This is a genomic window from Exiguobacterium sp. s39, assembly GCF_018618925.1.
GTDB lineage: Bacteria > Bacillota > Bacilli > Exiguobacteriales > Exiguobacteriaceae > Exiguobacterium_A > Exiguobacterium_A abrahamii.
The window spans coordinates 283,505-307,983 of record NZ_JACSNA010000001.1; the positions used below are offsets into that span (position 1 = coordinate 283,505).

A 24,479-nucleotide genomic window follows, 5' to 3' on the forward strand; every position below is an offset into this window, starting at 1 on the left:
GGAATCACTTTCAAGTAAAGTCGATCGATTGATCAGCTATAGCGTTCCACGATGCTTGTCAGCTGACGTTCGACGAACGATTGATCCTGCAATTCACTATTGGACAGACGCAGTTTGATCATTGACTCATCCGCACCAGCCATTTCACTGAACAATGATCCGAGACTGTGCGCACGACGATCGACTTGGACGATTAAATCAATCCCAGACCCGTCTTGAAGCATGATGATTTCAATCTCATCCAGTTTATGAGCGTAGTGTGTATTGCGAGCTGAATATTCAAGCTCCTGAGCAATCGGTAAATCTTTCCGGAATCGTCCAGGTAATTTTTCCGTGTCGGCTTTTTTCAATCGGAAGCCAAGTGACTCCATTGCATCTAAGACTGTTGCTTGGTAGCGGTTTGCTTCGACGATGACAGCGTCACGGTCAGATGGATCGACGGCTTGAGCGATGTCGAGTCCCGTCTCGATCCACGATTTCGATTGACTGACGGAGAGTGGCGTATTCAGCGGGACGCGTAATGTAAAGGGAATTTCCCGCTCGACACCCGCTTCAATCGTGAACTTCGCTTCATTTAAGGCAAATCGGTCGAGCGTAAAGGTCGTAAACGTCGTGCTATCATTGACTTCTTGTTTGTACTGCGTGTTGAATTCAAGATAAATTCGATCAATTTCTTGATCGACGTTTCCGCCTTTGATATGGACGACACCGTGAATTTGACCGCCTGGTTCACAGCGGTCATCCGTCAAGCGTGTATCGACCGTAGCAGCACCAATTCCGATTTGCGATAGAATTTTTTTGAACATGATGAATTCCTCCTTTTGATTACGTACGAATGATGAAGCGTGTAAACTTGTCGAACAGGTACGAATTTGCTACAGTTTCGAAAGAACATCAGAAAAGGACGGGACGACTAGTGGAACTACATGAATTAAAAGCGAGTCTTGCCTCGCAAATCACGCAAGGAACACTGATCCATGCAACGATAAGTAATCCGCGTCAAAAATCAAATGATCTCCGACGAATCAAGGTAAAACCGATTCTATTAAGAGATACGGTGATGATGCAGGTAGAGTTTCAATTTGAACGCGTTATGAAGCATGAAAATATTTTAATTGACGATTTCGTCGGGCGACTCGATGACTGGTTCACGGAATTCCGCCAATTCTTATTCCGTTTTGAAGAAGAGGAATGGCAATTCCAGCTCTCGAAAAAGCTGAAAGTCGCGCTCAAGACATCCAAAAAGGAGCCGATGAAAGCTCTCTTGTCGCATGACCGCAAAAAAACCTATCTATTAGAAGACGGTGTGCCGGTTCCGTTTCTGATTCGCTTAGGCGTCATGACGGAAGCGGGTCAAGTCAAAAAACAGAAGTACGATAAGTTTAAACAAATCAATCGCTTTCTTGAATTTGTCGAGGATAGCATTGCTGCCTTGCCAAAAGGAAAAAAACTCCGGATCTTGGACTTCGGATGCGGAAAATCGTATTTGACGTTTGCTCTCTATCATTATCTAAAAGTCGTCAAAGGATTCGACCTCGAAGTGACAGGTCTTGATTTAAAGAAAGAAGTCATCGAAGAATGTACGCAAATTGCGCGTGATCTGGATTATACCGATCTGACATTCCGCGTCGGGGACGTTCATGATTACACAGGGGAGACGGAAGTCGACCTGATGGTGACACTTCACGCTTGTGATGTCGCGACGGACGTCGCACTCGCACGAGCTGTCGACTGGAATGCATCAGTCATCCTGAGCGTACCGTGCTGTCAAAAGGAATTGAACCGTCAACTGGACTGTTCGCCACTCGATGTCATGCTCCAGCACGGACTGATCAAAGAAAAATTCGCATCACTGGCGACAGATTCGATTCGTGCCGAGTTGCTAACACTGGTCGGATATGAAGCGCAGTTGCTCGAATTCATTGATCTCGAGCACACACCGAAGAACATCTTGATTCGAGCATACAAACAAAACAAGCGACCAACGGAAGAGAAAATCGATCGTTACATCGCGTTCCGTGATTTGTTGCATGCCCGACCATTTTTAGAAACTGAATTAAGCGGCAGACTTGGACAGATTTCACCGAAACTCGTACAATAAGAAGGAGAACGAATCAAAGGAGGCAATACGATGGATTTCCAAATGTATTTTGAAGATGTCGTCCAAACAGCCCGCAAAGAAGCGCAAGCTGCTGGATTTGAAGAATTAACGACTCCAGAGAGCGTGGATGAAGCAATGAAACGCGAAGGGCTAACACTTGTCCTTGTCAATTCGGTGTGTGGATGTGCTGGCGGGATCGCCCGTCCTGCTGCAGCGTACGTTAATCGGAAAGAGGGCATCAAGCCCGATCATTTCGTCACGGTATTCGCTGGACAAGATCGCGAAGCGACAGACCGTGCGCGTGAATACTTCGAAGGTTATCCACCTTCATCTCCGTCATTTGCATTAATGCAAGATGGAAACATCCTCTCGATGGTCGAGCGGTTCGACATCGAATCGTTCACGGCAGAAGAGGTCGTCGAGAAACTTGAATCATTGATTGAAATCTATGCATAAGCAAAGAAGACTCCTGATAAAGGGGTCTTTTTTTTACGCATTCATGAGATTAAGATAATAAATTTTAAAGTTGAAAGCGTTTGCAAAAATGTATAAAAAGTCATTTATGCATGATTTATGAATAGAAAGTCAAAAAAATTTATATATTTATGCTTTACAGTGAATAAATATTCGTATATCCTAAAAGCAATAGAACAGGTCAGGCTTTTCGGTATTGAATTGGACATACACATAAGTCATACTATTGTTAAAGTTCTGACAATTGAGCGTTGGAAGGGGAAAACTCGAATGAAAAAATTATTAGCAACGGCAATGGCAGGCATTCTGGCAGTCACGATGGCAGCATGTGGCGCGTCGGAAGAATCAACAGGTGGATCAAGCAAAAGCGATAAAGTATTGACGATGGGAACGTCAGCGGATTACTTCCCGTTTGAATACATCGATACGAAAAAAGGAGAGGACATCGTCGGGTTCGACGTTGCGATCGCCAAGGAAGTCACGAAAAATCTCGGGTATGACTTAAAAATCGAAGACATGGAATTCGGAAGCCTACTCGGTGCCCTCAGCTCAGGTCGTGTCGATTTCGTCATGGCGGGCATGACACCGACAGAAGAGCGTAAGAAAAACGCTGACTTCACGGACATCTACTTCGAATCAAAAAACTTAGTCATGACGAAGGATAAAGCGATTAGTTCGGAAGACGAACTCAAAGGCAAAAAAATCGGTGTCCAGCTTGGTTCGATCCAAGAGGGACTCGCAAAAGATCGCTTCAAAGATAGCGAAGCAGTTCCTTTAAACAAAATCCCAGAAATCATTCAAGAATTGAATACAGGTCGGATCGATGCCCTCATCATCGAGGATGCAGTTGCCGTCAAATACATGGATCAAGATGCATCCCTGAAAACGTACCAGATTGAAGAAGATGGTCCAGCTGGATCAGCGATCGCCTTCAAAAAAGGGGACAAGATGCGTGACGATTTCAACAAAGAGTTGAAGAAGATGATTGACAGTGGTGAAATCGATAAATTGGCAGAAGAATGGTTCCAAAAAGAAGCAAAATAAGTCAAGTGCATGGGGGTGGGGGTAACCTCATCCCTTTTGTGCGACGTTAGGAGATTGATTATGATAGACTTTACAAAGATTCAAGATTCAATTCCATATATTCTTGAGGGGATTCCGGTCCTGTTCCAAGTCGTCATCGTGGCGGCCATTGCCGGGATGCTGATCGGAATCGTCGTCGCGGCACTGAAAATCACGAAGAGCCGTTTCCTCCGTTTCATTGGTCATACGTATACGGCGATCTTCCGGGGAACCCCATTGATCTTGCAACTGGCGATCGTCCACTTCGGATTACCACAGTTGACAGGGTATGTCACGACAGGATACCAATCGGCAATCATCGCCTTCTCCTTGAACTCCGGAGCGTACATCTCGGAAATCATTCGGGCCGGGATTCAAGCCGTTGATCGTGGGCAGTGGGAAGCGGCAGATGCGCTTGGTATTTCGTATTTCAAACAACTCCGTTCGATCATTTTGCCGCAAGCCTTTAAAAATATCCTTCCAGCGATCATGAACGAATTGATCACGTTGACGAAGGAATCGGCACTCGTCTCGACGGTCGGTGTTCTCGATGTCATGCGTCGTGCACAAATCGTTGGAGGAGAAAAGGCGATTTATTTCGAACCGTTGTTGTTTGCCGGATTCGTATATTTTGTTCTCGTCATGGGATTGAGCTTGATAGGCCAACAAGTCGAAAAAGCTATGAGAAAGAGTGGGTAATCAGATGGAACCTATGATCCAAGTCACCGATTTGCATAAGCAATTCGGAAAATTAGAAGTATTAAAAGGTATCTCGACGACAGTTACACGCGGTGAAGTCGTCGCTGTCATTGGACCGTCGGGATCCGGTAAATCAACATTTCTACGTTGTATCAACTTACTGGAACAACCAACGAGTGGAAGGATCATCGTCGATGGTTTTGAACTGACGAAACCAAAAGCAAATATCTCGAAAGCACGTCAGAACATCGGAATGGTGTTCCAACAATTTAACTTGTTCCCACATAAGTCTGTTCTTGATAACTTGACGTACGCACCGATCAACGTCCTTGGTATCTCAAAAGACGAGGCAGTCAAGCGGGCAGAGACGCTACTAGATCGCGTTGGTTTAGCTGAAAAACGCGATAATTACCCGAACCAGTTGTCAGGTGGACAAAAACAACGGGTCGCAATCGCGCGCGCTCTTGCGATGGAACCGAACGTCATGTTGTTTGATGAACCGACGTCAGCGCTTGACCCAGAGATGGTCAACGAAGTACTGGACGTCATGAAACAATTGGCGGAAAGCGGAATGACGATGGTCATCGTCACTCACGAGATGGGCTTCGCCAAAGAAGTCGCGGATCGCGTCTTGTTCCTCGATGAGGGGATTCTGATGGAAGAAGGTTCACCGATCGAACTCTTCGACAATCCGAAGACGGACCGGGCGAAAAAATTCCTCGAAAAAGTTTTATGAGCACAGTACGCTAACTCTGAAGAGGGTTAGCGTTTTTCGGTTTTTAGTAGAGAGGGGGATAAGAATGAAAAAATTGCTTGAAGGTCATCATACTCGTCTGACGCGTTTTCAGTCGGAAGATACCGAAGTGATGCAACGTCTGCTTGACGATGCAACGTTTGCTCGCCATTTCAGTGCGACGCCATATCGTCACTTATCGAAGGAAAAGATTGAACAGATGATGGCGACGGATGCTCCGGAGACGTTTCGGTTTGCGATTCGTAACTTCGAAGATGAACGGATGATTGGGGTGGTCGCATTAGAAGATATTTTACCGACACATGGAACGGCATGGCTGATGATCGGCATCGATCCGGATTGTGAAGGGCAAGGGTATGCAACGGATGCGCTACAGACGATACTAGAGTACGCCTTCTTAGAGTTGAACTTGTACCGGATTCAATTGACGGTCTTTGAGTATAATACACGTGCGGTTCAACTGTACGAACGACTCGGGTTCGTTCAGGAAGGAAGATACCGAGCCTTTTTACGACGAGACGGGGAGCGACATGATATGTTACTGTACGGATTACTCGAACCGGAATGGAGGGAACGACAATGATTCAAGAAACGGAAATCTTTGTCCGGTCGTTTCACGCGACGGACTTTTCAGGTCATGATTATGCCCATATCGAACGGGTTCGCCGCTTAGCCTTACATATTGCCAAACAGGAAGGCGGGAACGTCAAAATCATCGAACTGGCGGCCTTACTTCATGACGTAGCAGATAGTAAACTCGGGGGAACGGCAGAGACGGTCGCGACCTTCTTGCAAGGAAAAGTGACAGAAGAAGAACAGGAACAAATTCTAGACATCATCACGAGCCTGTCCTATAAAGACGGTACACGCCCACCGATGCAAACGATCGAAGGGCAAGTCGTTCAAGATGCTGATCGACTCGATGCCATCGGTGCAATCGGGATTGCGCGCATATTTCAGTTCGCTGGTCGGTTCGGGGAGCCGATGCATGTACCTGGACTAGCACCACGAGAACCGGGTGACCGAAAGGGAGAGACGAGTGCCCTGAATCATTTTGAAGAAAAGTTATTCCGGCTAAAAGATTTAATGAATACGAAAACAGCACTTCTTTTAGCAGAGGAGCGACATCGCTACATGGAAGAGTTCGTTAATCTTTTTAAGCAGGAATGGGAGGGCGCTACGGGAGAAGTAGGTGATATGTAAATCAATTTAAACACATAAGGCGCGTTGTCCGGTTCATTTTCCAGACAACGCGCCTTATGTTGTATTTAACTAAGGATGATGGCAGTAATTAACCCAAGTGCTGCGAACAGACCAACGATCGCACCACCTTCCTCATGAGCTTCCGGCATCATCGTCGAAGCGAGCATCGCAATGATCCCACCGCTTGCGAAGCCACCGATCATGGCAAATTGCATGTCCGGGAGTTCTGCGAGAATCGTGTAGCCAGCGAGTGAGGCGAGGGCGGAGATCAACCAGACGACTCCCCACATCAGTAATACTTTGTTCTTCGAAAAGCCATCTTTTCGCAAACCGGTCGTACTCGATAAACCTTCCGGGATGTTGCTGACGAAAATCGCCGCGACGAGTGCCGCGCTGACATTTCCGGATAACAGACTGGCACCGATCATGATTGATTCCGGGATCGCATCAAGAATCGTCCCGAAGAAAATCGCTGTTCCCGTGCCTTCGTTCCCACCAGACGAACGTTTCCGTTTACTCGCGCCGCGTGACGAAACGAATAGGTCGAAGCCCGTAAAGACGAGAGCGCCGACGATGAAAGAGATCGCGACGACGAGTGTTGTTGACTTCTTTAGTGCTTCATCGAGTAACTCGAACGTCGCTGCTCCAATCAAGATCCCGGTCCCAAACGACATGATGTAACCGATCAGGCGTTGTTTTAAGGGTAAGTACAGTCCGAACAACGCACCGATGACAACGGCACCACCTGCTAGCGCTCCCCAACCGAACGCTTCCCACATACGATCGCCTCCTTCTTGTCCTTTCTACCTGTTCTAGATAATTCATAAACATAGCGAAAAGAAAGAAAAATAGTTCGCGACGCATGCAAGGGGCTGACTTAAAAAAAGAATGACGCACGCCCTTTCCTCAGGCGAGACACAGGCCAGTTTTCCTGCTTCTTTCAAGCAGGAAAGCGGGTCTTGTTCGTCTCTGACAACGCAAAGATGCACTTTTTCCTGTAGGAGTTGCGTGAAGCGCGTCATTCTTAACTTTGTGGAGACCGACTTCTTAAGTCATTAAATCTCAATCATTAGAATGGTTGTTTATTTAACCAATGACCGCCGTCAAGAGCAATACATTCTCCGTTCAAGTAGCGGGCTTGATCTGACACCATCCATGTTGCAAGTGTTGCGATCTCTTCCGGTGTCCCGAATCGACCGAGCGGGACGTTGCGGCGAATTCGTTCCGCGTGTTCCGGTGACAATGCGAGTTTGTCAGCACCACCTGTCCGTTCGATCGGTCCCGGACTGATCGCGTTGACACGGGCTTGATATTTATAGCCCCATTCGACGGCAAGCGTCCGCGTCAAGTTCAGGACACCGGCTTTCGCAGCGGCGCTCGGAGCGACACCAGCGCCGGCCTGCCACGCATAAGACGCAACGATGTTGACGATTTGTCCGCCAACGACTTGATCTTCCTTCCATCCTTTGACAAGAGCGTGACAGCAGTTGAATGTCCCGTTGAGGACGATATCGATGACCGTCTTCCATCCATTCGGTGATAACTCGTCGGTCGGACAGATGAAGTTCCCGGCAGCATTGTTGATCAATGCTTCGAGACGACCGAACCGTTCGCGTGCTTGATTGACAGCAGCCAGACAAGCGTCAGCATCACGGACATCCATCTGAATCGTCAGATGTTCACCTTGAATCTGACCCAATGCTTCATCCATCAGTCGCAAGCGTTCCGCGTCGCGTCCTGTAACAACGACGTTCCAGCCGGCTTTCTTTAAGGCGAGCGCCATCGCTTTCCCCATTCCGTTCGTTCCACCCGTCACCATGATCGTTTGTGTCATATTGCTTCCTCCTTTATGTAATGAATGAACAGCCATTCATATTCTTTATTCAAAAAAGAAGGAGCGAACTCCTTCTTTTTCTGACTTATTGTGTTGCAAGAGCCGTATCTGTTAAGACAGGAACGACTTGTTTCTTACGTGAAACGACACCTTCGAGGTAAACAAGGTTGTTCGTCGCTTCAAGACCGTAAGCACGTTCGACGAGATTCGCTTCTTTCCCGAGGACGAGTCCAACAGAGTTGTTCGTCAAGATATCCGTGACGATGAAGACGAACAGATCAAGTCCTTTTGCAAGGATAACTTCGTTGATTGCTGTTTCGAGTTGTTCTTGGCGAAGCAAGACTTCTGCTGTATCGACCGTGTTGACTTGAGCGATTTCGACTTTGAGTGTTCCCATCGTGAATTCTTTTGCATCAAGTGAGATCAATTCAGGAACGGATTTTTTCGAGAGATCAGCTCCAGCTTTGAGCATCTCAAGACCGTAGACGTTCGCATCGACACCAGCGATTTCTGCGAGTTCACGTGCTGCGATGATATCTTGCTCCGTGCAAGTCGGCGATTTGAACAGGAGCGAGTCAGAAATGATCGCTGATAACATCAACCCAGCGATTTCTGGTTTGATGGCAACACCATGCTCTTTGTAGAGCTTGTTCAGGATCGTTGCTGTACAGCCGACCGGTTCTGCCCGGTAGTAGACAGGATCCGATGTCTCAAAGTTTGCGATCCGGTGATGGTCGATGACTTCTGTTACGGTAACAGCGTCGATATCGTTCGCACTTTGTTGACGTTCGTTGTGGTCGACTAAAATGACGTGTGTTGCTTCCGTCGCGACTTCTGTCACGAGACGTGGTGCTGGAACTTTGAACGTATCGAGTGCGAATAACGTTTCATCATTCATTTCACCGAGGCGGATGGCTTCGGCATTGACACCGAGTGCTTTCTTTAATTCTGCATAAGCGATTGCCGATGTGATTGTATCGGTATCAGGATTTTTGTGACCAAATACTAAAACTTTTTCCATGACGTGTTCACTCCTCAATGATTGTTGTCTCGCCCTATAGTGTATCATATCTCCGATTTAGAAAGCGTTCATTTTCACCATGATACCAGCGATTTTTTCACTCCAGAAGGGGTCTGACGCGTAAAAGACGTTCATGCCTTTTTGTTTGTTCCCAAGGTACGCCCCGCGGAAATAACGTCCATCCCGATCGAGATAATCCTTTGCGATGAATCGACCGGTCTGCTCGATCGAGTCCGTCAAGGATTTATAGACGGTTGCATCTTCTCCCGGTGCGGAATCGGTCGCATTGACGCCAAACAAGTTATTTTTCTCGCGGGCAATCTCAGACCGTCCATAATCGGATTCGTGAATCGCATGTGCAAGCAGATAGGCTGCGTTGACACGGTATTTCTTTTCAACGGACTTAAAGACTTTTCCTTTACCGATCAAGGGACTGTCCGGTGCTTGCTCCTTGATGAACGCATCGAGTTGTTTGGCACTGAGACGCGTCGGTTTCGTCAAATCACGTGTTAATGTCTTCGATTCAACATATTTGCTCGTCCGAGGCGTCGTTTTCGTTGCTTCGCCGGCAACGATCAGTCCACCAAGTCCGCTGTCCGCGACGATGTAGTGAAGGAGACGATCACCTTTCGTCTGATAATACGATGCATTCGAGACACGTTCTGCGGGGAATGGGCGTAAGCGGTCCGTTGAGACATGACCCGTCACGCCGGCGATGCTGACACGACTTGTCCGTTCCCCGAATTCAAGCAACTGGACACGTGTGCCGGAAGCGACGTAAGTGAGCCGTTTCTTTAACTCAGGGTCACGATGAATCGATAGAATACCACGATCGTCGACGATCCCAGTACCTGGTCCACCGAGGTAGACGTAGCGGTCGTCTGAAGCGCGTTTCACCGCGCCGCGCTGACCCGCGTACTCCTTCGCCTCGGCGAACGTCTGGAAGTCTTGCTCGTTGATTTTACCTTTCTCATAGCGCTCAGCCGAATAAGGCGCAGGTGGGGTTAAGACGGTCTTCGGTTCCTCGCGGAGCCAAAAGAACAAGAGAACTCCGATGAGGAAGAAAAAAAGTAATCCTTTTATCGAACCGGTCCGGCGCACGGGGCGACCGGGGCGGATAGTGCGTGTCGTCAAAGTAAATCACGTCCTTTAAAAAGCAATGGACATTCGTGTCCAAGGTAGGTAGTCTAACAAAGAAAAACAAAAGGGGGTGAACCTGTTGCAAATCGGTTATCGCACGCTGAAGACAGCGGTCGCTGCTGCGCTCGCGATGTGGATCGCAGAACAACTCAAGCTCGACTATTACGTCTTCGCTGCCATCATCGCCATCTTGAGCATCCAGTCGACACGAAAGAAGACGTTCCGGTCTTCTTACGAACGCATCATGGCATCGTTACTTGCCATCGTGCTTGGATTCATTCTATTCGAGGTCATCGGCTATCGTCCGGTGACGTTATTGATCTATTTCATTTTATTCCTTCCATCCGTTCAACGCCTCCGACTTCAGGACGGTTTCATCACGAGTGTCGTCATTCTGACACATTTGTATACGGAACGTCAGCTCAACGCGCACATCTTATTGAACGAATCCTTATTGCTTGGCATTGGTGTTGGTGTCGGATTACTTGTCAACATGTACATGCCAAGTCTCGATTTGTTGATTGACGACCGACGAGAAAAGATCGACCAACGGATCGCCGCCTTATTTTTTGAAGTCGCGGCTGCGATTGAAACAGGGCGGGTCAATCATCATGCGTTGACGCTTGACGAGACAGAACGTCTGTTACGTGAAGGGAAAGATGCCGCCTTAAAACGAATGGGAAACGCGATCGGTCGTCGGAACGATGATGAAGATTATGCCTACTTCCGGATGCGCGAACAACAATTCGAGTTACTGCGCGGTATCGTCCATCATGCCGAGGAACTCGTCCTCGTCGTCGAAGAAGGAAAAAAAGTCGCCGACTTCTTTCGGACGATTGGTGACAATGTCCGACCTGAAGCCGACGCAATGGTGTACATTTCAGAACTAGAGGCATTATTGACACGTTTTCGTGCCTCTGCCTTACCCGTCACGCGGGAAGAGTTCGAGGTCCGCTCTGCCTTACTGCACATGCTACAAGAAGCGGAGCAGTATTTACGTTTAAAACAACGTTACGTCAATCAAAAGAAATAAAACATCGTCGAAGCGAACGTACCGATCAGGAAGATTGCTAAGATCCCGATCGTCGTCCATTTGATGATGCGTTGTTGTTTCGATGGTTTTGCCATATCCACTACTCCTCTCTTACATCAACTGATTAATGCCATTGTACAAACAACCTTTCAGAAGTGCAAATGACGATGGGGATGGTATACTGAAAAAGCGCTAATGGATTGAAACATAATAAGAGGAGGGTTTTGTCATGGTCAATGAACAACGTGTATTAGATACGTTTTTAGAACTTGTCCAGATCGATTCGGAATCAAAAGAGGAGGCACGGATTTGTGCTCACCTGAAAAAAACGTTCGAGGATCTCGGATGTGAGGTGTTCGAGGATGACGCTTCGTCTAAGACGGAACATAAAGGAAACAATTTAATCGTCACACTTCCGGCAACAAAAGACGGCGTCGATAAAATTTATTTCACTTCCCATATGGATACGGTATTCCCGGGGCAAGGCATTAAACCAATCATCGAGGACGGTTACGTCAAGACGGACGGCACAACGATTCTTGGGGCAGATGATAAAACAGGTCTCGCATCTCTGATCGAACTCGTGCATGTATTGAATGAAACGAAACAACCTCACGGGAAAATTCAGTTCGTCATCACAGTCGGTGAAGAATCTGGGCTCGTCGGTGCGATGGTGCTTGATCCATCAAAAATCGATGCCGATTATGGTTTTGCACTTGATTCAGATGGAAAAGTCGGAGACATCATCACGGCTGCTCCAACGCAAGCAAAAGTCAATGCGAAGATTTTCGGGAAAACAGCGCATGCTGGTGTCGCACCGGAAAAAGGTGTCTCGGCGATTACGATTGCGTCGAAAGCGATCGCGAAGATGCCGCTCGGTCGGATTGATGAAGAGACGACAGCGAACATCGGACGGTTCAGCGGTGGCGGTCCATCAACGAACATCGTTTGTGATTATGTCGAAATTTTCGCGGAAGCACGGTCACTCGTCGCTCTGAAGATGGAAGCACAGACAGAGAAGATGAAAGCGGCGTTTGAAGAAGCGGCAGCAGAGCTTGGTGGTCGTGCTGAAGTTGAAGTCAAAGTCATGTACCCAGGCTTCAAGTTCGAGGATGGAGATCAAGTCGTCGAAGTCGCGAAAGCAGCGATCACACAACTCGGACGCACGCCACGCCTCTTACATTCTGGTGGCGGATCAGATGCTAACGTCATTGCTGGTTTTGGTATCCCAACGGTCAACTTGGCTGTCGGATATGAAGATATCCACACGACGAATGAGAAGATGCCGATCGAAGAACTCGTCAAAACAGCGGAACTTTGCGTGACGCTAGTCGATTACATCACGAACAAATAAGCTGATGAAACACAAAAAAGAGTGTACCGCAACATTGCGGTACACTCTTTATCATTGTACGATTAAACTACTTGAGGACGATCAACATATTCCATAGACTCTAGAACGAGTTCTTCTGTACATAATAAGGTCGAAGCGATTTCATCGATTTGAATCGACTTTCCGTATTTTTGCCGATAACTCTCGTTCAGTTTGCGGGCTTCCCGGACGATGCGGGCATAGGTCCGTTCAATCTTAGTCATGGAAAAAACCACCTTCCAAATCTGAATAGGTACAGTTTACCATGCTTCAACAGAAGAAAGGTGTATTTTGTGTATAAAAAATGCTAATTTTACGAAAAGGGGAAAAAGATGGAATTTTATTTTTTAGGGACAGGAGCCGGTATGCCGTCGAAACAACGAAACGTCACATCGATTGCCTTGTTACACCCCAAAATGACCTGGTTGTTCGATTGTGGAGAGGCGACGCAACATCAAATCTTACACAGTCCGATCAAACCACGGAAAGTCAATGCGATCTTCATCACCCATTTACACGGGGATCATATCTTTGGATTACCAGGATTCATTAGTACAAGAGCAGCGCTGGAAGGAACGACACCGCTAACGATCTATGGACCAACCGGGATCAAAGAATGGATGGACGCGACATTACGCATCACAGGAACATATCTACGTTATCCACTTCGGATCGTTGAAGTCGAAGACGGTCAAACCTATGACCAGGACGGATTCCGCGTGACGGCGCGGTCGCTTGAGCATCGTTTCCCGGCGTTTGGGTACCGACTCGAAGGACCAGAAGAGCGGGGCGCCTTGCGTGTGGATGCACTGAAGGCACTAGGCGTGCCATCCGGTCCGATCTATCGCCGAATCACACTGGAAGAAACCTTCGAATTCGAAGGAACGGTCTATCCATCGTCCGACTTTTTAGAATCACCCAAACCTGGTGTTAAGCTAGCCGTTCTTGGCGATACGATGCCGTGCGCAGCCTCGGTCGAACTGGCGCGAGACGTTGATGTATTAGTCCATGAAGCAACGTTTGCCGATCGAGAAGTCGAACATGCGGGACGCTTCGGTCACTCGACCGCTCGACAGGCAGCTGTCATTGCAGAAACGGCACGAGCGAAAAAGCTTCTATTGACGCACGTTTCCGCTCGTTATGTCGATCAAGAGGAAGTACTGGAACAAGAGGCACGAGAAGTATTCACGAACAGTCATCTCATGTTTGATCACCGGATCGTCCCGGTCAAAGGATAGACGATGGACTTTCTCATTTTATGGGCACTCTTTTTACTGGCTGCTAGCGGATTAGGTTTTTTACTCGAACGTCGGACGGAAAAAGAAAAATACTTGTACATGAAGTTCATTTTTTATGCGTGTCTCGGGGCCGTGTCGTTTCCAGTCTATGATATTCAGTTACCGCTCGGCATCATCATTTTCCTGATCGTCCTGCACCCGAAAAAGAACTCGCGTTATAAAAGATACATGGCACTCTTTGGGTTCTTATTCTTCCTGTTGCAACTCTTTCTCGGTCCGTTTGATGCGGGAGTGTTGCGGGAAGAAACACAACAGATTGGTCGCGTGACGATCACGGATGACTCATTCGACAATTTCCTTTCTCAAATCGAACGGCGTGTCGGTGAAGAGGGACTGCGGATGGAACAAAGTCGGTTGATGTTCGATCGGGGCGGGAATCTCCGGAACGCCTCGTTTGAGATGCTCGTCGAAACACCGAAACGCTTCATTCGTTACGATGTCAGTTACCAGGAGCTGACAGGAACGATTTCCTATCGACCACGTGAAGAGTTGGCGACAAAATCGTTGACATCATATTACCAGAAACTGATTGATGCGAATCAATCGTTTGAGACGTTGCGAAAGCTTTCGATTCATGAAATCTTACATGATTCCAAAACCCCTTATGTCGAGATGGATCTCGATGGGCTCTACGAAACGTTTAGTCTGCAGGATGCAACGGTCTTCTTGATTGATGACGAAGGGAAATTGATTCCGTACGTCAATACAGGGGACGATGTCTTAGCGAATGCGGTCCGTCTGACGTATTACCGTTCTGACGGTCAATCCTTACGAAATAAAACCATTCTGTTATACAATTACAGCTTTGAGACATCAAGGCGAAAAGGAGTCGTACGATGAAAAAATGGCTATTTGCTGCAAGTATCGTGTTACTTGCCGGTTGCGCGGAAGCAAAAGAGGAACAACAAACAGCGTCTTGTGAGGCGGAAGTCAAGGTATCGGTCGTGGATCACGTCAAGGATAAGACGTTATTTAATAAAGACGTATGCTTGAACGAAAAAGATACGGCACTTGATGCACTTGAAGATACGACGCTCGATGTCGTCAAAACAGGCAAAGGTGAGATGGCATATGTCACGGCAGTCGATGGGATTCGAGAGAAATCAGCTGGAACAGGTAGTGGCTGGGTCTTCGGAGTCAACGGCAAACCGGGCGAAGTCGGTGCTGGAAGTTATGAACTGAAAAAAGGAGATCGTCTCGAATGGCGATTTGAAAAAGATGCAATGGCTTATTTTGAGTAAACCAGAACGGGAGCGACTTCATCCAGTGAACGTCGCTCTCTTTTTCATCGGGATGATTACGATCCCGTTCGTCCTCACACATGATCAATCAGTGATCGTCGTCTATCATCTGCTCTTGTTTTTATTCGTTCAAGAACGGACTGTGTTTCGCTATTTAGTCCTCCCGGCTCTTTATGCCGTCATGATGTGTGTCCCGCTTCTTTATGGTGCAAGCATCGACACAGTAGCGATTTATGAAACGACGGTCCAAGTGACGCTATTCATCACGTCGAGTCAATGGATTTTTACGTTGGTTCGACTCGAGCAGATGGGACCGTTGTTTCGTTTCTTACCTCGACTGACACGATTGACGGGTATGGTGCTGGCACTGATTCCGTCTTTCTTACGCACTTGGCCCGAAGTCAAGATGAGTCATCCGAATGCGTCGCTTGCTGTTCGACTGGAGCGGATGGCCGCCTATCATATCGTACCGATCGAAGCGGTGCCGTCTCGCTTAAGACCGATCACGCGACGTGATGTTCAGACAGGCTTATTGCTTGCGGCAGGACTGGCTCTTTGTCTGACACCATGGGCAATCATTTCGGCGATGATTTTGCCCGTAGCACTATTATTTACAAAAGGGGGAATCCGGGATGCCTATCATGTATACCGACACCGATCGCGAAGAGCGACTACGTCAACAGGCGGGCGAACATGAACAACCGGTCTTGACACCGGAGCGGTTGCTTCATGGACGTGTCCGAGATCTTCTGGCGACGGGTTCCTTGTTTCGGGCAGGAGAACTCGCGACCTTGCTTGGGCTAGAAGCTTTTTTTGAAGCGGAGTCCAGTGAGCTCTCTTCCGGAGAACAACAGCTCGTCGGTCTCGGTCATGCGTTGTCTTCGTCACCAAAGACCCTGTTCTTGTCGGAACCGTTTCTCTTTCTTGATCATGTCAGGCGAAAGCGATTAATGAGATTGCTTGAAGAAATCGAACGACGGTTTGGTTGTCAGATCCATTGCTCGATGACGATACAATCCGACTTGGCGATCACGAGTCGCGCCACTGAACTGACAGGTCGTATCCTGAATCGGATCGAAAACGTCCAACACCGTTATCCGTTACAGACACGCTATGCACTCGTGACAGAAAAATTGTCGTTTCATCAAGGTGAACGCATTGCGATCATTGGTGCAAATGGTAGTGGGAAATCGACGTTACTCCGGCTCGCGCTCGGTGTCGAGCGACCGCTATACGGAAAAGTCCGGCGGTCGGGGGAGACACATTATGTACCAGCGCATCCGATGCTTGCGCCATTAGACGATCGAAGCGGTAGTTTTACGACGCAAAAAAAGCGTCTCTTGGACGGTATCGATTGGAGTAAAGACAGCTATTACTTTGATGAACCGACGGCTGGACTTGATGACAGCGCACGAATGGCTTTCGTCGCATCGTGGCAGCAGAATCCGACGAATCTGATCGTCATGGCGACGCATGATCCAGTTCTCATTCGGGCAGCACAGCGGATCATTTATCTCGTGCACGGAGAAGTTGCTTTCGATGGACCGACGAAGGACTTTTTACAAGAAAGTCGGTTGTTCGTATGATCGTCGCAACGGTTCTGATCGTCTGTCTGTTTTTAGTCATGTTCGAGAGACTTCAGATGACGGATCAACGATTACGGTTCATCGCCATCATCACGGCAGCGGCAATCGTCGGACGATTGTTGTTCTCTAGTTTGCCGAACGTCCAGCCGGCAACGGCACTCGTCTTATTATTAGCCGTATTCATCCATCCGATCGTCGGAGCCATTTCTGGGATGCTTGTCGTTGTGTTAACGAGCTTATTTCTCGGAAGCGGTCCGTTCGTCCTCTTTCAGGCGCTGGCGTATGCAACGATTGCCAGTTTAGGATTCGTTCCGTTTCTTCGTTACCGGATCGTATTGACTGGATATGGATTTCTAGCTGGTTTCTTATACGGATGGGTGAGCAATCTCGGGTTCTTGGTATTGACCGGATTCTCGTGGCAAGCTTTTTTGACACTGCTTGTAGCCGGAGGAACGTTTGATATGCTTCACGGTTTCAGTAACGCGATTTTCATTTGGATATTGTTTCCGATTTTTTTACGAATTATGCATTCATTCGATGAAAAGAGGGGTACAGAATAGTAACATATCGAACAGGAGGGAAGGCATATGCTGGGATCGTCGATTTCGCTTGCTTATGTCGTCATGTTGCTCATCGTCTCGAGTGTCGGCTTAGTGTTTGGCAGTATTCTGTTGATGAAAGGTACGATTAGAGGACGTTATGCTGCTTGTTACTTACTTGCTGCCGCCATCTTCCCAAGCGCCATGCTCATTACCTCATCAGAAGGATTACTTTGGCAACATTTACGATTCGAGAGTTCATGGTTCCTCGCGATTGTCTCCTGGTTACTCGTCTTATCGACAGGCTACATCGTCTCGATCACGAGTGCGCTCGTCATTCGTTATCTGTATCGCTATACGACGACCTTTGATCGCATCAAACGTTATGCGACGCGGCGTTTTCGTCATCACGAGGCATAAATACAAAAACGGAAGAACCAACTATCTGGTCCTTCCGTTTTTTTTCATGAATTCGCGTACAGGAGTTCTTCTTCTGTCGAGGATTCTTGTTGGCGAGCCGGGTCTTGAATGCGACCGGTCACTTCTGTCAGGAGACGGCGTGGCAAGAGACGAGATAAGGAAACCATGGCGCGGTTGCTTGCACCTGGAACAACGACGCGGCGTCCTTTGAGCATGCCACGGTACCCGGCGAAGGCAACGAGGTGTGACGGCATACTCTTAAACGGTAGCGTGATGTTCGCCCGGTCGAAGAAGTTCGTATCGGTCGGTCCCGGGCAGAGACAAGTCACACTGACACCCGAGCCGTCTACTTCTGTCGCAAGTGCTTCCGAGAACGACAGGACATAGGCTTTCGTTGCGTAGTAGACACTCATGTAAGGCCCTGGCATGAAGGCAGCGACCGACGCGACATTCAGGATGCGTCCGAAGCCACGTTCAACCATTCCTGGTAAGAGACGTTTCGTCAAATCCGTCAAGGCGACGACGTTGACCTGGATCGAGTTAATGTCTTCTGTTGGATCGATTTCCGCAAAGCGTCCTGACGTGGCGAAGCCGGCGTTATTGAACAATAGATCGACTGTCAATTCTTGTTCCTCTAAGTATTGCACGAGACGATCAACGCTGTCGCTTAGTGATAAATCAGCAGCGAATACATAGACTTTGATCTGATAGCGTTTTTCAAGGACCTGTTGAAGCTCCTTCAATTTTTTCTCATTGCGGGCAACGAGTACACAATCGAAGCCATCTCGCGCCGCGAGAACAGCGAGATCCAGTCCGATTCCACCCGATGCACCGGTAATCAGTGCCGTTTTTCGTAACATAGGACATTCCTCCATTCGAAATCGTGAATCTGAGTCTAGTGTATACCATTCCATACCGTTCCCGCGAATCCTGTTTCGTAAGCATTTACTTTTCTTATCACTGGTCCAACCAGTATGATAGAACAGTAGAGGGGAAGTGGAACAGATGAGGAAAAAAGTAACCGTCGCCTTGTTGCTCGCGACGTTTTTAGCCGCGATCGAGGGGACGATCGTTGCAACAGCAACACCTGTCATGGCGAGTGAATTGAACGGGGCGAAATTAGTCAGTTGGATCTTTGCCGGGTTCTTGTTGTTCATGGCGGTATCAACACCGATTTACGGCAAGATGGCAGATTTATATGGTCGAAAACGAGTTCTGTTATTCGGAATCGGCGTCTTCACCGTCGCTTCGTTAGCCTGTGGACTTGCTCAATCGATGGAGATGTTGATCGTCTTCCGCGCCGTCCAAGGAATCGGGGCAGGAGCCGTATTGCCGATCGCGATGACGATCATCGGTGATTTGTATACATATGAGGAACGGGGGAAAATCCAAGGAGTGCTCAGCGCTGTCTGGGGGATCTCGGGTGTCGCTGGACCACTCGTCGGTGGATTCCTCGTCGAATCGCTTTCGTGGCGGTATATTTTCTTACTAAACGTACCGTTTGCGTTATTGTCTTTCTTCATGATCGTCGTTTACTACAAAGAGACGGTCCGTGAAACGGAGCGGAAAATCGATTACCGGGGCGCGTTATTGTTTGCGCTCGGGATGAGTGCGTTTCTATACGGTTTATTGTCGGGGAGTGAGTCGGAGACGTTCTTGCGTCCGATCATTCTAGCGAGCTTTTTAATTAGTTTCGTGTTGTTGTTCACGTTCTATCGGGTCGAGAAAAAGGCGAGCGATCCACTCTTACCACCAGCAGTCATTCGCCATCCGGTCATTCTCGTGATCAACTTAGCGGTCTTCTTTTCCGCCTGGGTGCTCGTCTCGATGTCAGCGTATATTCCGATTTTTGCCCAAGGGGTACTCGGGAAGAGTCCGACCGAGGCCGGTTTCATGTTGATGCCGCTCTCGCTTTTTTGGACGCTGACCGCCATCATCGGTGGACGGACGATTGGTGTCGCCTCGCCCCGGTACCGGACGATGACAGGAATGGGATTGCTGATCGTCGGTACTGTGATTTTATCGTTAATCACGCGCGAATCAAGTGATGTCTTCATCTATCTTGCTGTTTCGCTGATCGGAATTGGTTTTGGTCTCTCACAGCCTGTCTTTATGGTCGTCTTGCAGACTTCCGTCGATTGGTCACTTCGTGGCTCAGCGACGGCCGTCAACTCGTTCTTGAGTACGACGGGACAGACGCTCGGTGTTGCGATCTTCGGTACGATCTTCAACCTATCCATCCTTCGTTCGTTTTCAGCGTCGGACACGCTCTCAGGGTACGCGATTGATCCATTTTTCCAATCGAGTACGGCAAAAACGTTCGGACAGGATGTGCAGTATGCGGCAGAAATCGCGTTATCACATGGATTACGTTACGTCTTCATCGGTGGCGTCCTTTGTGCGATTCTCGCGTTCGCGATGACATGGCGTTTACCGAAAGTTCGACCTGACGATCCACGATCGTAATGAAAAAGCGAACCAGGATGATGATCATCCTGGTTCGCTTTTGTCATTAAGAAGATTGACTAGTGGCACTCTCACGCTGGGCGAGTTGTTCGCGAATATCGCGTTCGTTGCGTCGGAGGAACAATCCGATTCCGATCAATAGTAAAGCGGCACCGGTGATTTGAATCCATGTCAACTTCTCATCAAACAGATAGTATCCGAAGATCATCCCCCAAACCGCTTCACCAAGAATCGTGATACTGACGATGCTGGCGCTGACACGAGCGAGCGCCCAGTTGAATAAATTGTGACCGAGTAACGTCGGGAAGACGGCAAGAAGAATATACAGCCACCAATCCTGTTGGAACGCAGCGACGAGATTCGTCGATTGAATCAACGATAACAAAAGCAAGACGAGCGACGCGACAGCGTAGACACCGAACGAATAAAGGTTCGTCGAGACGCTCGTGCGAACATGTTGACCGAGCAACCAGTAACCAGCGACTAAAATCGTTGCGAGCAAGGCAAGACCGTCCCCGATCAAGGCACGCATGCCGACGGCGATATCTCCGTAAGCGACGAGACCGCCACCAAATAGGGCGACAGCAACGAACAGGAGTGCCTTGCGTGACGGGTGTTGTTTGAAGAATAACGCGTTACCGGCAAGGACAAAAATCGGACTCGCGGTCACGAAGAGCGTCGAGCTCGCAACTGTCGTATAATCAAGAGAGAGGAACCACAGCCAAAAATGCCCGGCGAGCAAAATGCCACTTAATAGCATATGCCGGATCGTTGACGAACTGAGTTGCAAAAGTTCCTTCAATCGAATGAGCGGGAGCAACAACAAGGTCGAGAACAACATGCGGTAAAAGGCGACAGCCTCAATCGGGGTCTCCGCCCACTTGACGAAGATTGCCGATGTTGAAATAAAGAATAAAGCCATGAATAACGTAAAATAGGGCATGGGTACCTCCACATGTCTGAAGTAAGGAAATGAGGGTGAAGCGTGTGCAATTGATCATTGCTGAAAAACCAAAACAAGCTGAAAAACTGGCAGCACCGTATCCGTCCGTGAAGCGGGACGGCTACATTGAAATCAAGCCGTGTGACCGGTTTCCGCAAGGAGCAAAACTCGCCTATGCGGTCGGACACTTATGTGAACTGCAGGAGCCGGCGCATTATGACGCCAAATGGAAACGATGGAACTACGATCATCTGCCGATCATCCCGGAACGATTTGATTACCGACTGGCAAAAGGTAAGAGTAAACCGTACCAAGTCATCAAGAAATTATTGAATGAGCGGACGACGACTTCCATCATTATAGCATCGGATGCCGAGCGAGAGGGAGAGGCAATCGTCCGATTGATCTTACGTCTCGCGAACAACGCGAAACCACTGCAACGACTCTGGATTTCGAGTTTGACGCCTCAAGCGGTTGATCATGGGTTTGCGAACCTGCTCGATGGTAAGGAAACAGAGAACATCTTCCATGAGGCGATGAGTCGCGCTTGCGCCGATTGGCTGATCGGGATGAATGCGTCCCGTGCGTATACGACGTTACTGAAGAAGAAGGGCATCGCCGACGTTTTTTCCCTCGGACGAGTCCAGACACCGACGCTTGCACTGATCGTTGAACGGGAAAAACAGATCGAGAATTTCTTACCGGAGACGTACTACGAAGTCGAGGCGGATTTTACGCGATACAAAGGAAAATATATCAATGCGAAGAAACAGACGAAACTGAGTGACCGGGAACAGGCACAAGCGATCGTGGATCGGACGAAAGGAACCGGAATCGTCGCATCGATCGAGAAAAAACGGCAGACGGAACGTCCACCGTTTTGGTTCAGTTTGTCGCTCTTACAAACAGAAGCGAGCCGACGGTTTGGTCTCGGTGCAAAAGAGACGCTCGATATCGCGCAAAAACTCTATATCCGTGGTTGGATCAGTTATCCGCGAACGGACTCTTCCTTCGTGACGAAAGAGGAGGCGGGACAGTTCCCGGTCATTCTTGATCGGTTATTGAAGCAAGCGGAATATAGCCCAATCAAGGATGTCCTGACGAACAATCCAGCTAACGATAAACGCTACGTCAATCCGGCAAAGGTCAGCGACCACTATGCGATCATTCCAACAGAAGAGGCGGGTGCCGTCGCGAAGCTCTCTGGACGAGATGCGCAAGTCTACGATTTAATCGTTCGCCGTTTCCTTGCTGCCTTTGCACCGGACGCTGTCTCGGAGAAAACGGAAATCGTGACGACGCGTGAGATGGACCGTTTTTTGACACGCGGCAGTCGGACGATTGATCCGGGTTTTAAACAAGTCTTACAAATCGAGTCAAAAGAAGTCGAATTGCCAGCCGTCGAACAAGGACAAGAGATGCCGATCAAAGGCTGTCGTCTGCTCGAGAAACAAACGGAGCCGCCGAAACGCTATACGGAAGGGACGCTCATCCTCGGCATGAAAACAGCTGGTAAATTACTCGAAGATGAGCTGCAAGCGATCATGAAGGAAGTCGAGGGACTCGGGACGGAAGCGACCCGTGCCGGGATCATCGATGGACTAAAACGGCGGGAATACATCAAACTCGTCAAAAAAGAGATTCATCCGACGCCAAAAGGTCGGATCTTGATCGATGCCGTGACGGGAAGTATTCTTGCTTCACCAGAGATGACAGCGAAGTGGGAAAGCCGATTAGAGCAAATCGGGAAAGGGGAAGCATCGGCTGCCCAGTTCATCGAACAGGCAAAAAAATTATCAGAGCATCTCGTCGTTGATGCCAAACAACGAATCGAACAACTCGCTGTTGATCCGACGCAAGTCAAAAGCAAGTCTCCGCGGGGTGCGACGAATCGTCCGGTCGGTCCGTGCCCACTGTGTCAATCAGCGGTGCTTGATCGAGGGAAATTCTATGGCTGCAGCGGCTATCAAAAGAACAACTGTGGCTTTACGTTACCGAAAACGATCCTTGGTGCCAAATTGACACAAACGGAAGTCAAAAAAGTACTCGCAGGTCAAAAGACAAAGCCACTTGAGATGAAGAAGAACGCGCGTCAGTTCAAGGCGATGCTTTATCTCGAACGCGATCAATTAAAATTCGAATTCACGAAAGGAGAAGACTGATGCAATACGAACTGATTCAAAATCAAACGTTTCGTCCTGTCTTTGAACGACTGTTACAGGAAGGGCGCCGCTTGACGGTCTGGTTTCCGGACCACATTGAGGTACAGTCGGCAGAAGGACTGGTCGAAGAAGCAGAAGAACTGTTTGGTGTGACTGCGGAAGTGATCGATGATCCACAATCATTCGGTAAACACATTCTGCTTCCATATTTGACGGAAGTCGAGCACCGGGAAGATGGATTCATCCGCTACGAAGCTGAGCTGACAGAAGAATTACGCCAACTCGTACGCGAATTGACGTTACCGATGCTGACGGAGGGCGACTTCGAAGTGTTGTATTCATATCAAATCGAGACGGAGACGGAACGCTTCTTCGTTGAAGACTGGTTCCAAGCTGACTTACAAAAACTACCTAACTAGGTGAAACTTTCTTGAAGAGGATGACGTAGGATAAGTGATCGTCATCATTCTATTCATTTGGAGGGTTCACTATGTTCACACTAGCATTCATGGAAGGCGAACTGGGAGGCGACGGCTTCTTCTCGGGCATGCCGATTTTCATGGTCGGATTTTTTGTTCTCATCATTGGGTTCATTCTGTTTGGAGTCATCTCTGCAGCCTCAAAGGGAATCTCAACGAATTCATTGACGCAACAACTGCGCGAGCATGCGGCGCGTCTCGTCAGTCCGGATGAATCGGATGCACTGAATTACGTCGCTTACTTAGAAACGTTGACAAGTTTTCCGGTCGAAAAGACGAATCTCGAACCGTTTCGGATTGCGACTGGCATCTTAAGGCTCGTCCAAGGAACGGATCAAATTTCCGAAACGACGAAAAAACAAGTCGTCGCACAATACTTACGGCTCGGTATTTTGGATGCGGATCATTTAGCGGACGAACAGCCGGTCCGGAGCCATAGCCATCACCATCATCATTAAAAAAGGGTCCTCAGGGGCTCTTTTTTTGTTGAAAACGATCGAATCGTGACATCTAATTGTCATATACAACGATTTAGATTAAAGTTGTATGAAATTGAAATCTTTTTGAGCAGAATGCTGTGTATTGATTGAAAAAAGTTTACAATGAATGGACGGGAATACCTTTATTGCTGGAGAAGAATAAAGGGAAAGGA

General features: G+C 48.3%; 28 protein-coding genes. 20 read left to right on the forward strand and 8 right to left on the reverse strand.

Annotation, left to right across the window (positions count from 1 at the left end):
* Positions 1-32: 32 nt before the first annotated feature.
* Positions 33-806, reverse strand: coding sequence for a sporulation protein (locus KNQ11_RS01450; protein WP_058705388.1), 774 nt, complete (start codon positions 804-806; stop codon positions 33-35).
* A gap of 110 nt (positions 807-916) precedes the next feature.
* Between KNQ11_RS01450 and KNQ11_RS01455 the strand changes: the two genes are divergently transcribed.
* The 7 genes from KNQ11_RS01455 to KNQ11_RS01485 all read left to right on the forward strand — a co-directional run bounded on the left by KNQ11_RS01455 (position 917) and on the right by KNQ11_RS01485 (position 6,293).
* Positions 917-2,101: a class I SAM-dependent methyltransferase gene (locus KNQ11_RS01455; RefSeq protein ID WP_058265127.1), complete on the forward strand. Its 1,185-nt coding sequence runs from the start codon at positions 917-919 to the stop codon at positions 2,099-2,101.
* 30 nt (positions 2,102-2,131) lie between these two features.
* Complete coding sequence (locus KNQ11_RS01460) at positions 2,132-2,557, forward strand: BrxA/BrxB family bacilliredoxin (protein ID WP_023467616.1); 426 nt, start codon at positions 2,132-2,134, stop codon at positions 2,555-2,557.
* A 288-nt stretch (positions 2,558-2,845) separates the two neighbouring features.
* A complete protein-coding gene (locus KNQ11_RS01465; RefSeq protein WP_029341130.1) occupies positions 2,846-3,619 on the forward strand; it encodes a transporter substrate-binding domain-containing protein in 774 nt (257 codons plus the stop codon).
* A gap of 57 nt (positions 3,620-3,676) precedes the next feature.
* Complete coding sequence (locus KNQ11_RS01470; RefSeq protein WP_058705392.1) at positions 3,677-4,336, forward strand: amino acid ABC transporter permease; 660 nt, start codon at positions 3,677-3,679, stop codon at positions 4,334-4,336.
* 13 nt (positions 4,337-4,349) lie between these two features.
* On the forward strand, positions 4,350-5,072 hold the full coding sequence (locus KNQ11_RS01475; protein ID WP_214771827.1) for an amino acid ABC transporter ATP-binding protein: 723 nt from the start codon (positions 4,350-4,352) through the stop codon (positions 5,070-5,072).
* A gap of 64 nt (positions 5,073-5,136) precedes the next feature.
* Positions 5,137-5,673: a GNAT family N-acetyltransferase gene (locus KNQ11_RS01480; RefSeq protein ID WP_214724497.1), complete on the forward strand. Its 537-nt coding sequence runs from the start codon at positions 5,137-5,139 to the stop codon at positions 5,671-5,673.
* Positions 5,655-6,293, forward strand: coding sequence for an HD domain-containing protein (locus tag KNQ11_RS01485; protein ID WP_214769119.1), 639 nt, complete (start codon positions 5,655-5,657; stop codon positions 6,291-6,293). The genes KNQ11_RS01480 and KNQ11_RS01485 overlap by 19 nt, the downstream gene beginning before the upstream one ends.
* A 65-nt stretch (positions 6,294-6,358) precedes the next feature.
* Here KNQ11_RS01485 and KNQ11_RS01490 read toward each other — a convergent pair whose 3' ends face one another.
* The 4 genes from KNQ11_RS01490 to KNQ11_RS01505 form a co-directional block, all read right to left on the reverse strand.
* Positions 6,359-7,072, reverse strand: a complete 714-nt coding sequence (locus KNQ11_RS01490; protein ID WP_047390876.1) for a ZIP family metal transporter — start codon at positions 7,070-7,072, stop codon at positions 6,359-6,361.
* 290 nt (positions 7,073-7,362) lie between these two features.
* A complete protein-coding gene (fadH, locus tag KNQ11_RS01495; protein WP_214769121.1) occupies positions 7,363-8,127 on the reverse strand; it encodes a 2,4-dienoyl-CoA reductase in 765 nt (254 codons plus the stop codon).
* An 85-nt stretch (positions 8,128-8,212) separates the two neighbouring features.
* A complete protein-coding gene (locus tag KNQ11_RS01500; RefSeq protein WP_214769123.1) occupies positions 8,213-9,148 on the reverse strand; it encodes a manganese-dependent inorganic pyrophosphatase in 936 nt (311 codons plus the stop codon).
* Between the two features lie 57 nt (positions 9,149-9,205).
* Positions 9,206-10,282, reverse strand: a complete 1,077-nt coding sequence (locus KNQ11_RS01505; RefSeq protein WP_214769125.1) for an N-acetylglucosaminidase — start codon at positions 10,280-10,282, stop codon at positions 9,206-9,208.
* Positions 10,283-10,358: 76 nt separating this feature from the next.
* Here KNQ11_RS01505 and KNQ11_RS01510 point away from each other — a divergent pair, with 76 nt between their 5' ends.
* Positions 10,359-11,321: an aromatic acid exporter family protein gene (locus tag KNQ11_RS01510; protein WP_235147627.1), complete on the forward strand. Its 963-nt coding sequence runs from the start codon at positions 10,359-10,361 to the stop codon at positions 11,319-11,321.
* Positions 11,322-11,550: 229 nt separating this feature from the next.
* Complete coding sequence (locus KNQ11_RS01515) at positions 11,551-12,675, forward strand: M20/M25/M40 family metallo-hydrolase (protein ID WP_214769127.1); 1,125 nt, start codon at positions 11,551-11,553, stop codon at positions 12,673-12,675.
* Positions 12,676-12,737: 62 nt separating this feature from the next.
* On the opposite strand, the gene KNQ11_RS01520 is transcribed toward KNQ11_RS01515, so the two are convergent.
* The gene (locus KNQ11_RS01520) at positions 12,738-12,917 is read right to left on the reverse strand and encodes a hypothetical protein (protein WP_023467629.1); all 180 of its coding nucleotides are present in this window, start codon (positions 12,915-12,917) and stop codon (positions 12,738-12,740) included.
* Positions 12,918-13,025: 108 nt separating this feature from the next.
* Between KNQ11_RS01520 and rnz the strand changes: the two genes are divergently transcribed.
* The 7 genes from rnz to KNQ11_RS01555 are packed head-to-tail and all read left to right on the forward strand — an operon-like array spanning position 13,026 to position 17,777.
* Positions 13,026-13,931, forward strand: a complete 906-nt coding sequence (gene rnz, locus KNQ11_RS01525; protein WP_055966808.1) for a ribonuclease Z — start codon at positions 13,026-13,028, stop codon at positions 13,929-13,931.
* 3 nt (positions 13,932-13,934) lie between these two features.
* On the forward strand, positions 13,935-14,831 hold the full coding sequence (locus KNQ11_RS01530; protein ID WP_055966805.1) for a hypothetical protein: 897 nt from the start codon (positions 13,935-13,937) through the stop codon (positions 14,829-14,831).
* Positions 14,828-15,232, forward strand: a complete 405-nt coding sequence (locus KNQ11_RS01535; RefSeq protein ID WP_055966801.1) for a DUF4430 domain-containing protein — start codon at positions 14,828-14,830, stop codon at positions 15,230-15,232. The genes KNQ11_RS01530 and KNQ11_RS01535 overlap by 4 nt, the downstream gene beginning before the upstream one ends.
* Positions 15,210-15,929, forward strand: a complete 720-nt coding sequence (locus KNQ11_RS01540) for a hypothetical protein (RefSeq protein ID WP_058712924.1) — start codon at positions 15,210-15,212, stop codon at positions 15,927-15,929. Before KNQ11_RS01535 ends, KNQ11_RS01540 begins: the two co-directional genes overlap by 23 nt.
* The gene (locus KNQ11_RS01545; protein WP_251138069.1) at positions 15,865-16,818 is read left to right on the forward strand and encodes an ATP-binding cassette domain-containing protein; all 954 of its coding nucleotides are present in this window, start codon (positions 15,865-15,867) and stop codon (positions 16,816-16,818) included. Before KNQ11_RS01540 ends, KNQ11_RS01545 begins: the two co-directional genes overlap by 65 nt.
* Positions 16,815-17,378: a hypothetical protein gene (locus KNQ11_RS01550; protein ID WP_050678517.1), complete on the forward strand. Its 564-nt coding sequence runs from the start codon at positions 16,815-16,817 to the stop codon at positions 17,376-17,378. Before KNQ11_RS01545 ends, KNQ11_RS01550 begins: the two co-directional genes overlap by 4 nt.
* Positions 17,379-17,405: 27 nt before the next feature.
* The gene (locus tag KNQ11_RS01555) at positions 17,406-17,777 is read left to right on the forward strand and encodes a hypothetical protein (protein ID WP_064300260.1); all 372 of its coding nucleotides are present in this window, start codon (positions 17,406-17,408) and stop codon (positions 17,775-17,777) included.
* A gap of 44 nt (positions 17,778-17,821) precedes the next feature.
* Here KNQ11_RS01555 and KNQ11_RS01560 read toward each other — a convergent pair whose 3' ends face one another.
* On the reverse strand, positions 17,822-18,637 hold the full coding sequence (locus tag KNQ11_RS01560) for an SDR family NAD(P)-dependent oxidoreductase (RefSeq protein ID WP_023467637.1): 816 nt from the start codon (positions 18,635-18,637) through the stop codon (positions 17,822-17,824).
* A 145-nt stretch (positions 18,638-18,782) separates the two neighbouring features.
* Between KNQ11_RS01560 and KNQ11_RS01565 the strand changes: the two genes are divergently transcribed.
* The gene (locus tag KNQ11_RS01565; RefSeq protein WP_214769129.1) at positions 18,783-20,243 is read left to right on the forward strand and encodes an MDR family MFS transporter; all 1,461 of its coding nucleotides are present in this window, start codon (positions 18,783-18,785) and stop codon (positions 20,241-20,243) included.
* 46 nt (positions 20,244-20,289) lie between these two features.
* On the opposite strand, the gene KNQ11_RS01570 is transcribed toward KNQ11_RS01565, so the two are convergent.
* Positions 20,290-21,186, reverse strand: a complete 897-nt coding sequence (locus tag KNQ11_RS01570) for a DMT family transporter (protein ID WP_023467639.1) — start codon at positions 21,184-21,186, stop codon at positions 20,290-20,292.
* A 44-nt stretch (positions 21,187-21,230) separates the two neighbouring features.
* Between KNQ11_RS01570 and KNQ11_RS01575 the strand changes: the two genes are divergently transcribed.
* From KNQ11_RS01575 to KNQ11_RS01585, 3 genes are all read left to right on the forward strand, one after another.
* Positions 21,231-23,348, forward strand: a complete 2,118-nt coding sequence (locus tag KNQ11_RS01575) for a DNA topoisomerase III (RefSeq protein ID WP_058712921.1) — start codon at positions 21,231-21,233, stop codon at positions 23,346-23,348.
* A complete protein-coding gene (locus KNQ11_RS01580) occupies positions 23,348-23,767 on the forward strand; it encodes a hypothetical protein (protein ID WP_023467641.1) in 420 nt (139 codons plus the stop codon). Before KNQ11_RS01575 ends, KNQ11_RS01580 begins: the two co-directional genes overlap by 1 nt.
* Positions 23,768-23,838: 71 nt before the next feature.
* On the forward strand, positions 23,839-24,285 hold the full coding sequence (locus tag KNQ11_RS01585; protein WP_214769131.1) for a hypothetical protein: 447 nt from the start codon (positions 23,839-23,841) through the stop codon (positions 24,283-24,285).
* The last annotated feature ends 194 nt before the right edge of the window (positions 24,286-24,479 follow it).

Coding starts and splice junctions, on each gene's coding strand:
- KNQ11_RS01535 (WP_055966801.1), top strand. CDS start 14,828: ATGAAAAAATGGCTATTTGCTGCAAGTATCGTGTTACTTGCCGGTTGC.
- KNQ11_RS01550 (WP_050678517.1), top strand. CDS start 16,815: ATGATCGTCGCAACGGTTCTGATCGTCTGTCTGTTTTTAGTCATGTTC.
- KNQ11_RS01565 (WP_214769129.1), top strand. CDS start 18,783: ATGAGGAAAAAAGTAACCGTCGCCTTGTTGCTCGCGACGTTTTTAGCC.
- KNQ11_RS01460 (WP_023467616.1), top strand. CDS start 2,132: ATGGATTTCCAAATGTATTTTGAAGATGTCGTCCAAACAGCCCGCAAA.
- KNQ11_RS01540 (WP_058712924.1), top strand. CDS start 15,210: ATGCAATGGCTTATTTTGAGTAAACCAGAACGGGAGCGACTTCATCCA.
- KNQ11_RS01585 (WP_214769131.1), top strand. CDS start 23,839: ATGTTCACACTAGCATTCATGGAAGGCGAACTGGGAGGCGACGGCTTC.
- KNQ11_RS01530 (WP_055966805.1), top strand. CDS start 13,935: ATGGACTTTCTCATTTTATGGGCACTCTTTTTACTGGCTGCTAGCGGA.
- KNQ11_RS01465 (WP_029341130.1), top strand. CDS start 2,846: ATGAAAAAATTATTAGCAACGGCAATGGCAGGCATTCTGGCAGTCACG.
- KNQ11_RS01450 (WP_058705388.1), bottom strand. CDS start 806: ATGTTCAAAAAAATTCTATCGCAAATCGGAATTGGTGCTGCTACGGTC.
- KNQ11_RS01490 (WP_047390876.1), bottom strand. CDS start 7,072: ATGTGGGAAGCGTTCGGTTGGGGAGCGCTAGCAGGTGGTGCCGTTGTC.
- KNQ11_RS01545 (WP_251138069.1), top strand. CDS start 15,865: ATGCCTATCATGTATACCGACACCGATCGCGAAGAGCGACTACGTCAA.
- KNQ11_RS01570 (WP_023467639.1), bottom strand. CDS start 21,186: ATGCCCTATTTTACGTTATTCATGGCTTTATTCTTTATTTCAACATCG.
- KNQ11_RS01515 (WP_214769127.1), top strand. CDS start 11,551: ATGGTCAATGAACAACGTGTATTAGATACGTTTTTAGAACTTGTCCAG.
- KNQ11_RS01560 (WP_023467637.1), bottom strand. CDS start 18,637: ATGTTACGAAAAACGGCACTGATTACCGGTGCATCGGGTGGAATCGGA.
- KNQ11_RS01500 (WP_214769123.1), bottom strand. CDS start 9,148: ATGGAAAAAGTTTTAGTATTTGGTCACAAAAATCCTGATACCGATACA.
- KNQ11_RS01485 (WP_214769119.1), top strand. CDS start 5,655: ATGGAGGGAACGACAATGATTCAAGAAACGGAAATCTTTGTCCGGTCG.
- rnz (WP_055966808.1), top strand. CDS start 13,026: ATGGAATTTTATTTTTTAGGGACAGGAGCCGGTATGCCGTCGAAACAA.
- KNQ11_RS01555 (WP_064300260.1), top strand. CDS start 17,406: ATGCTGGGATCGTCGATTTCGCTTGCTTATGTCGTCATGTTGCTCATC.
- KNQ11_RS01475 (WP_214771827.1), top strand. CDS start 4,350: ATGATCCAAGTCACCGATTTGCATAAGCAATTCGGAAAATTAGAAGTA.
- fadH (WP_214769121.1), bottom strand. CDS start 8,127: ATGACACAAACGATCATGGTGACGGGTGGAACGAACGGAATGGGGAAA.
- KNQ11_RS01480 (WP_214724497.1), top strand. CDS start 5,137: ATGAAAAAATTGCTTGAAGGTCATCATACTCGTCTGACGCGTTTTCAG.
- KNQ11_RS01520 (WP_023467629.1), bottom strand. CDS start 12,917: ATGACTAAGATTGAACGGACCTATGCCCGCATCGTCCGGGAAGCCCGC.
- KNQ11_RS01580 (WP_023467641.1), top strand. CDS start 23,348: ATGCAATACGAACTGATTCAAAATCAAACGTTTCGTCCTGTCTTTGAA.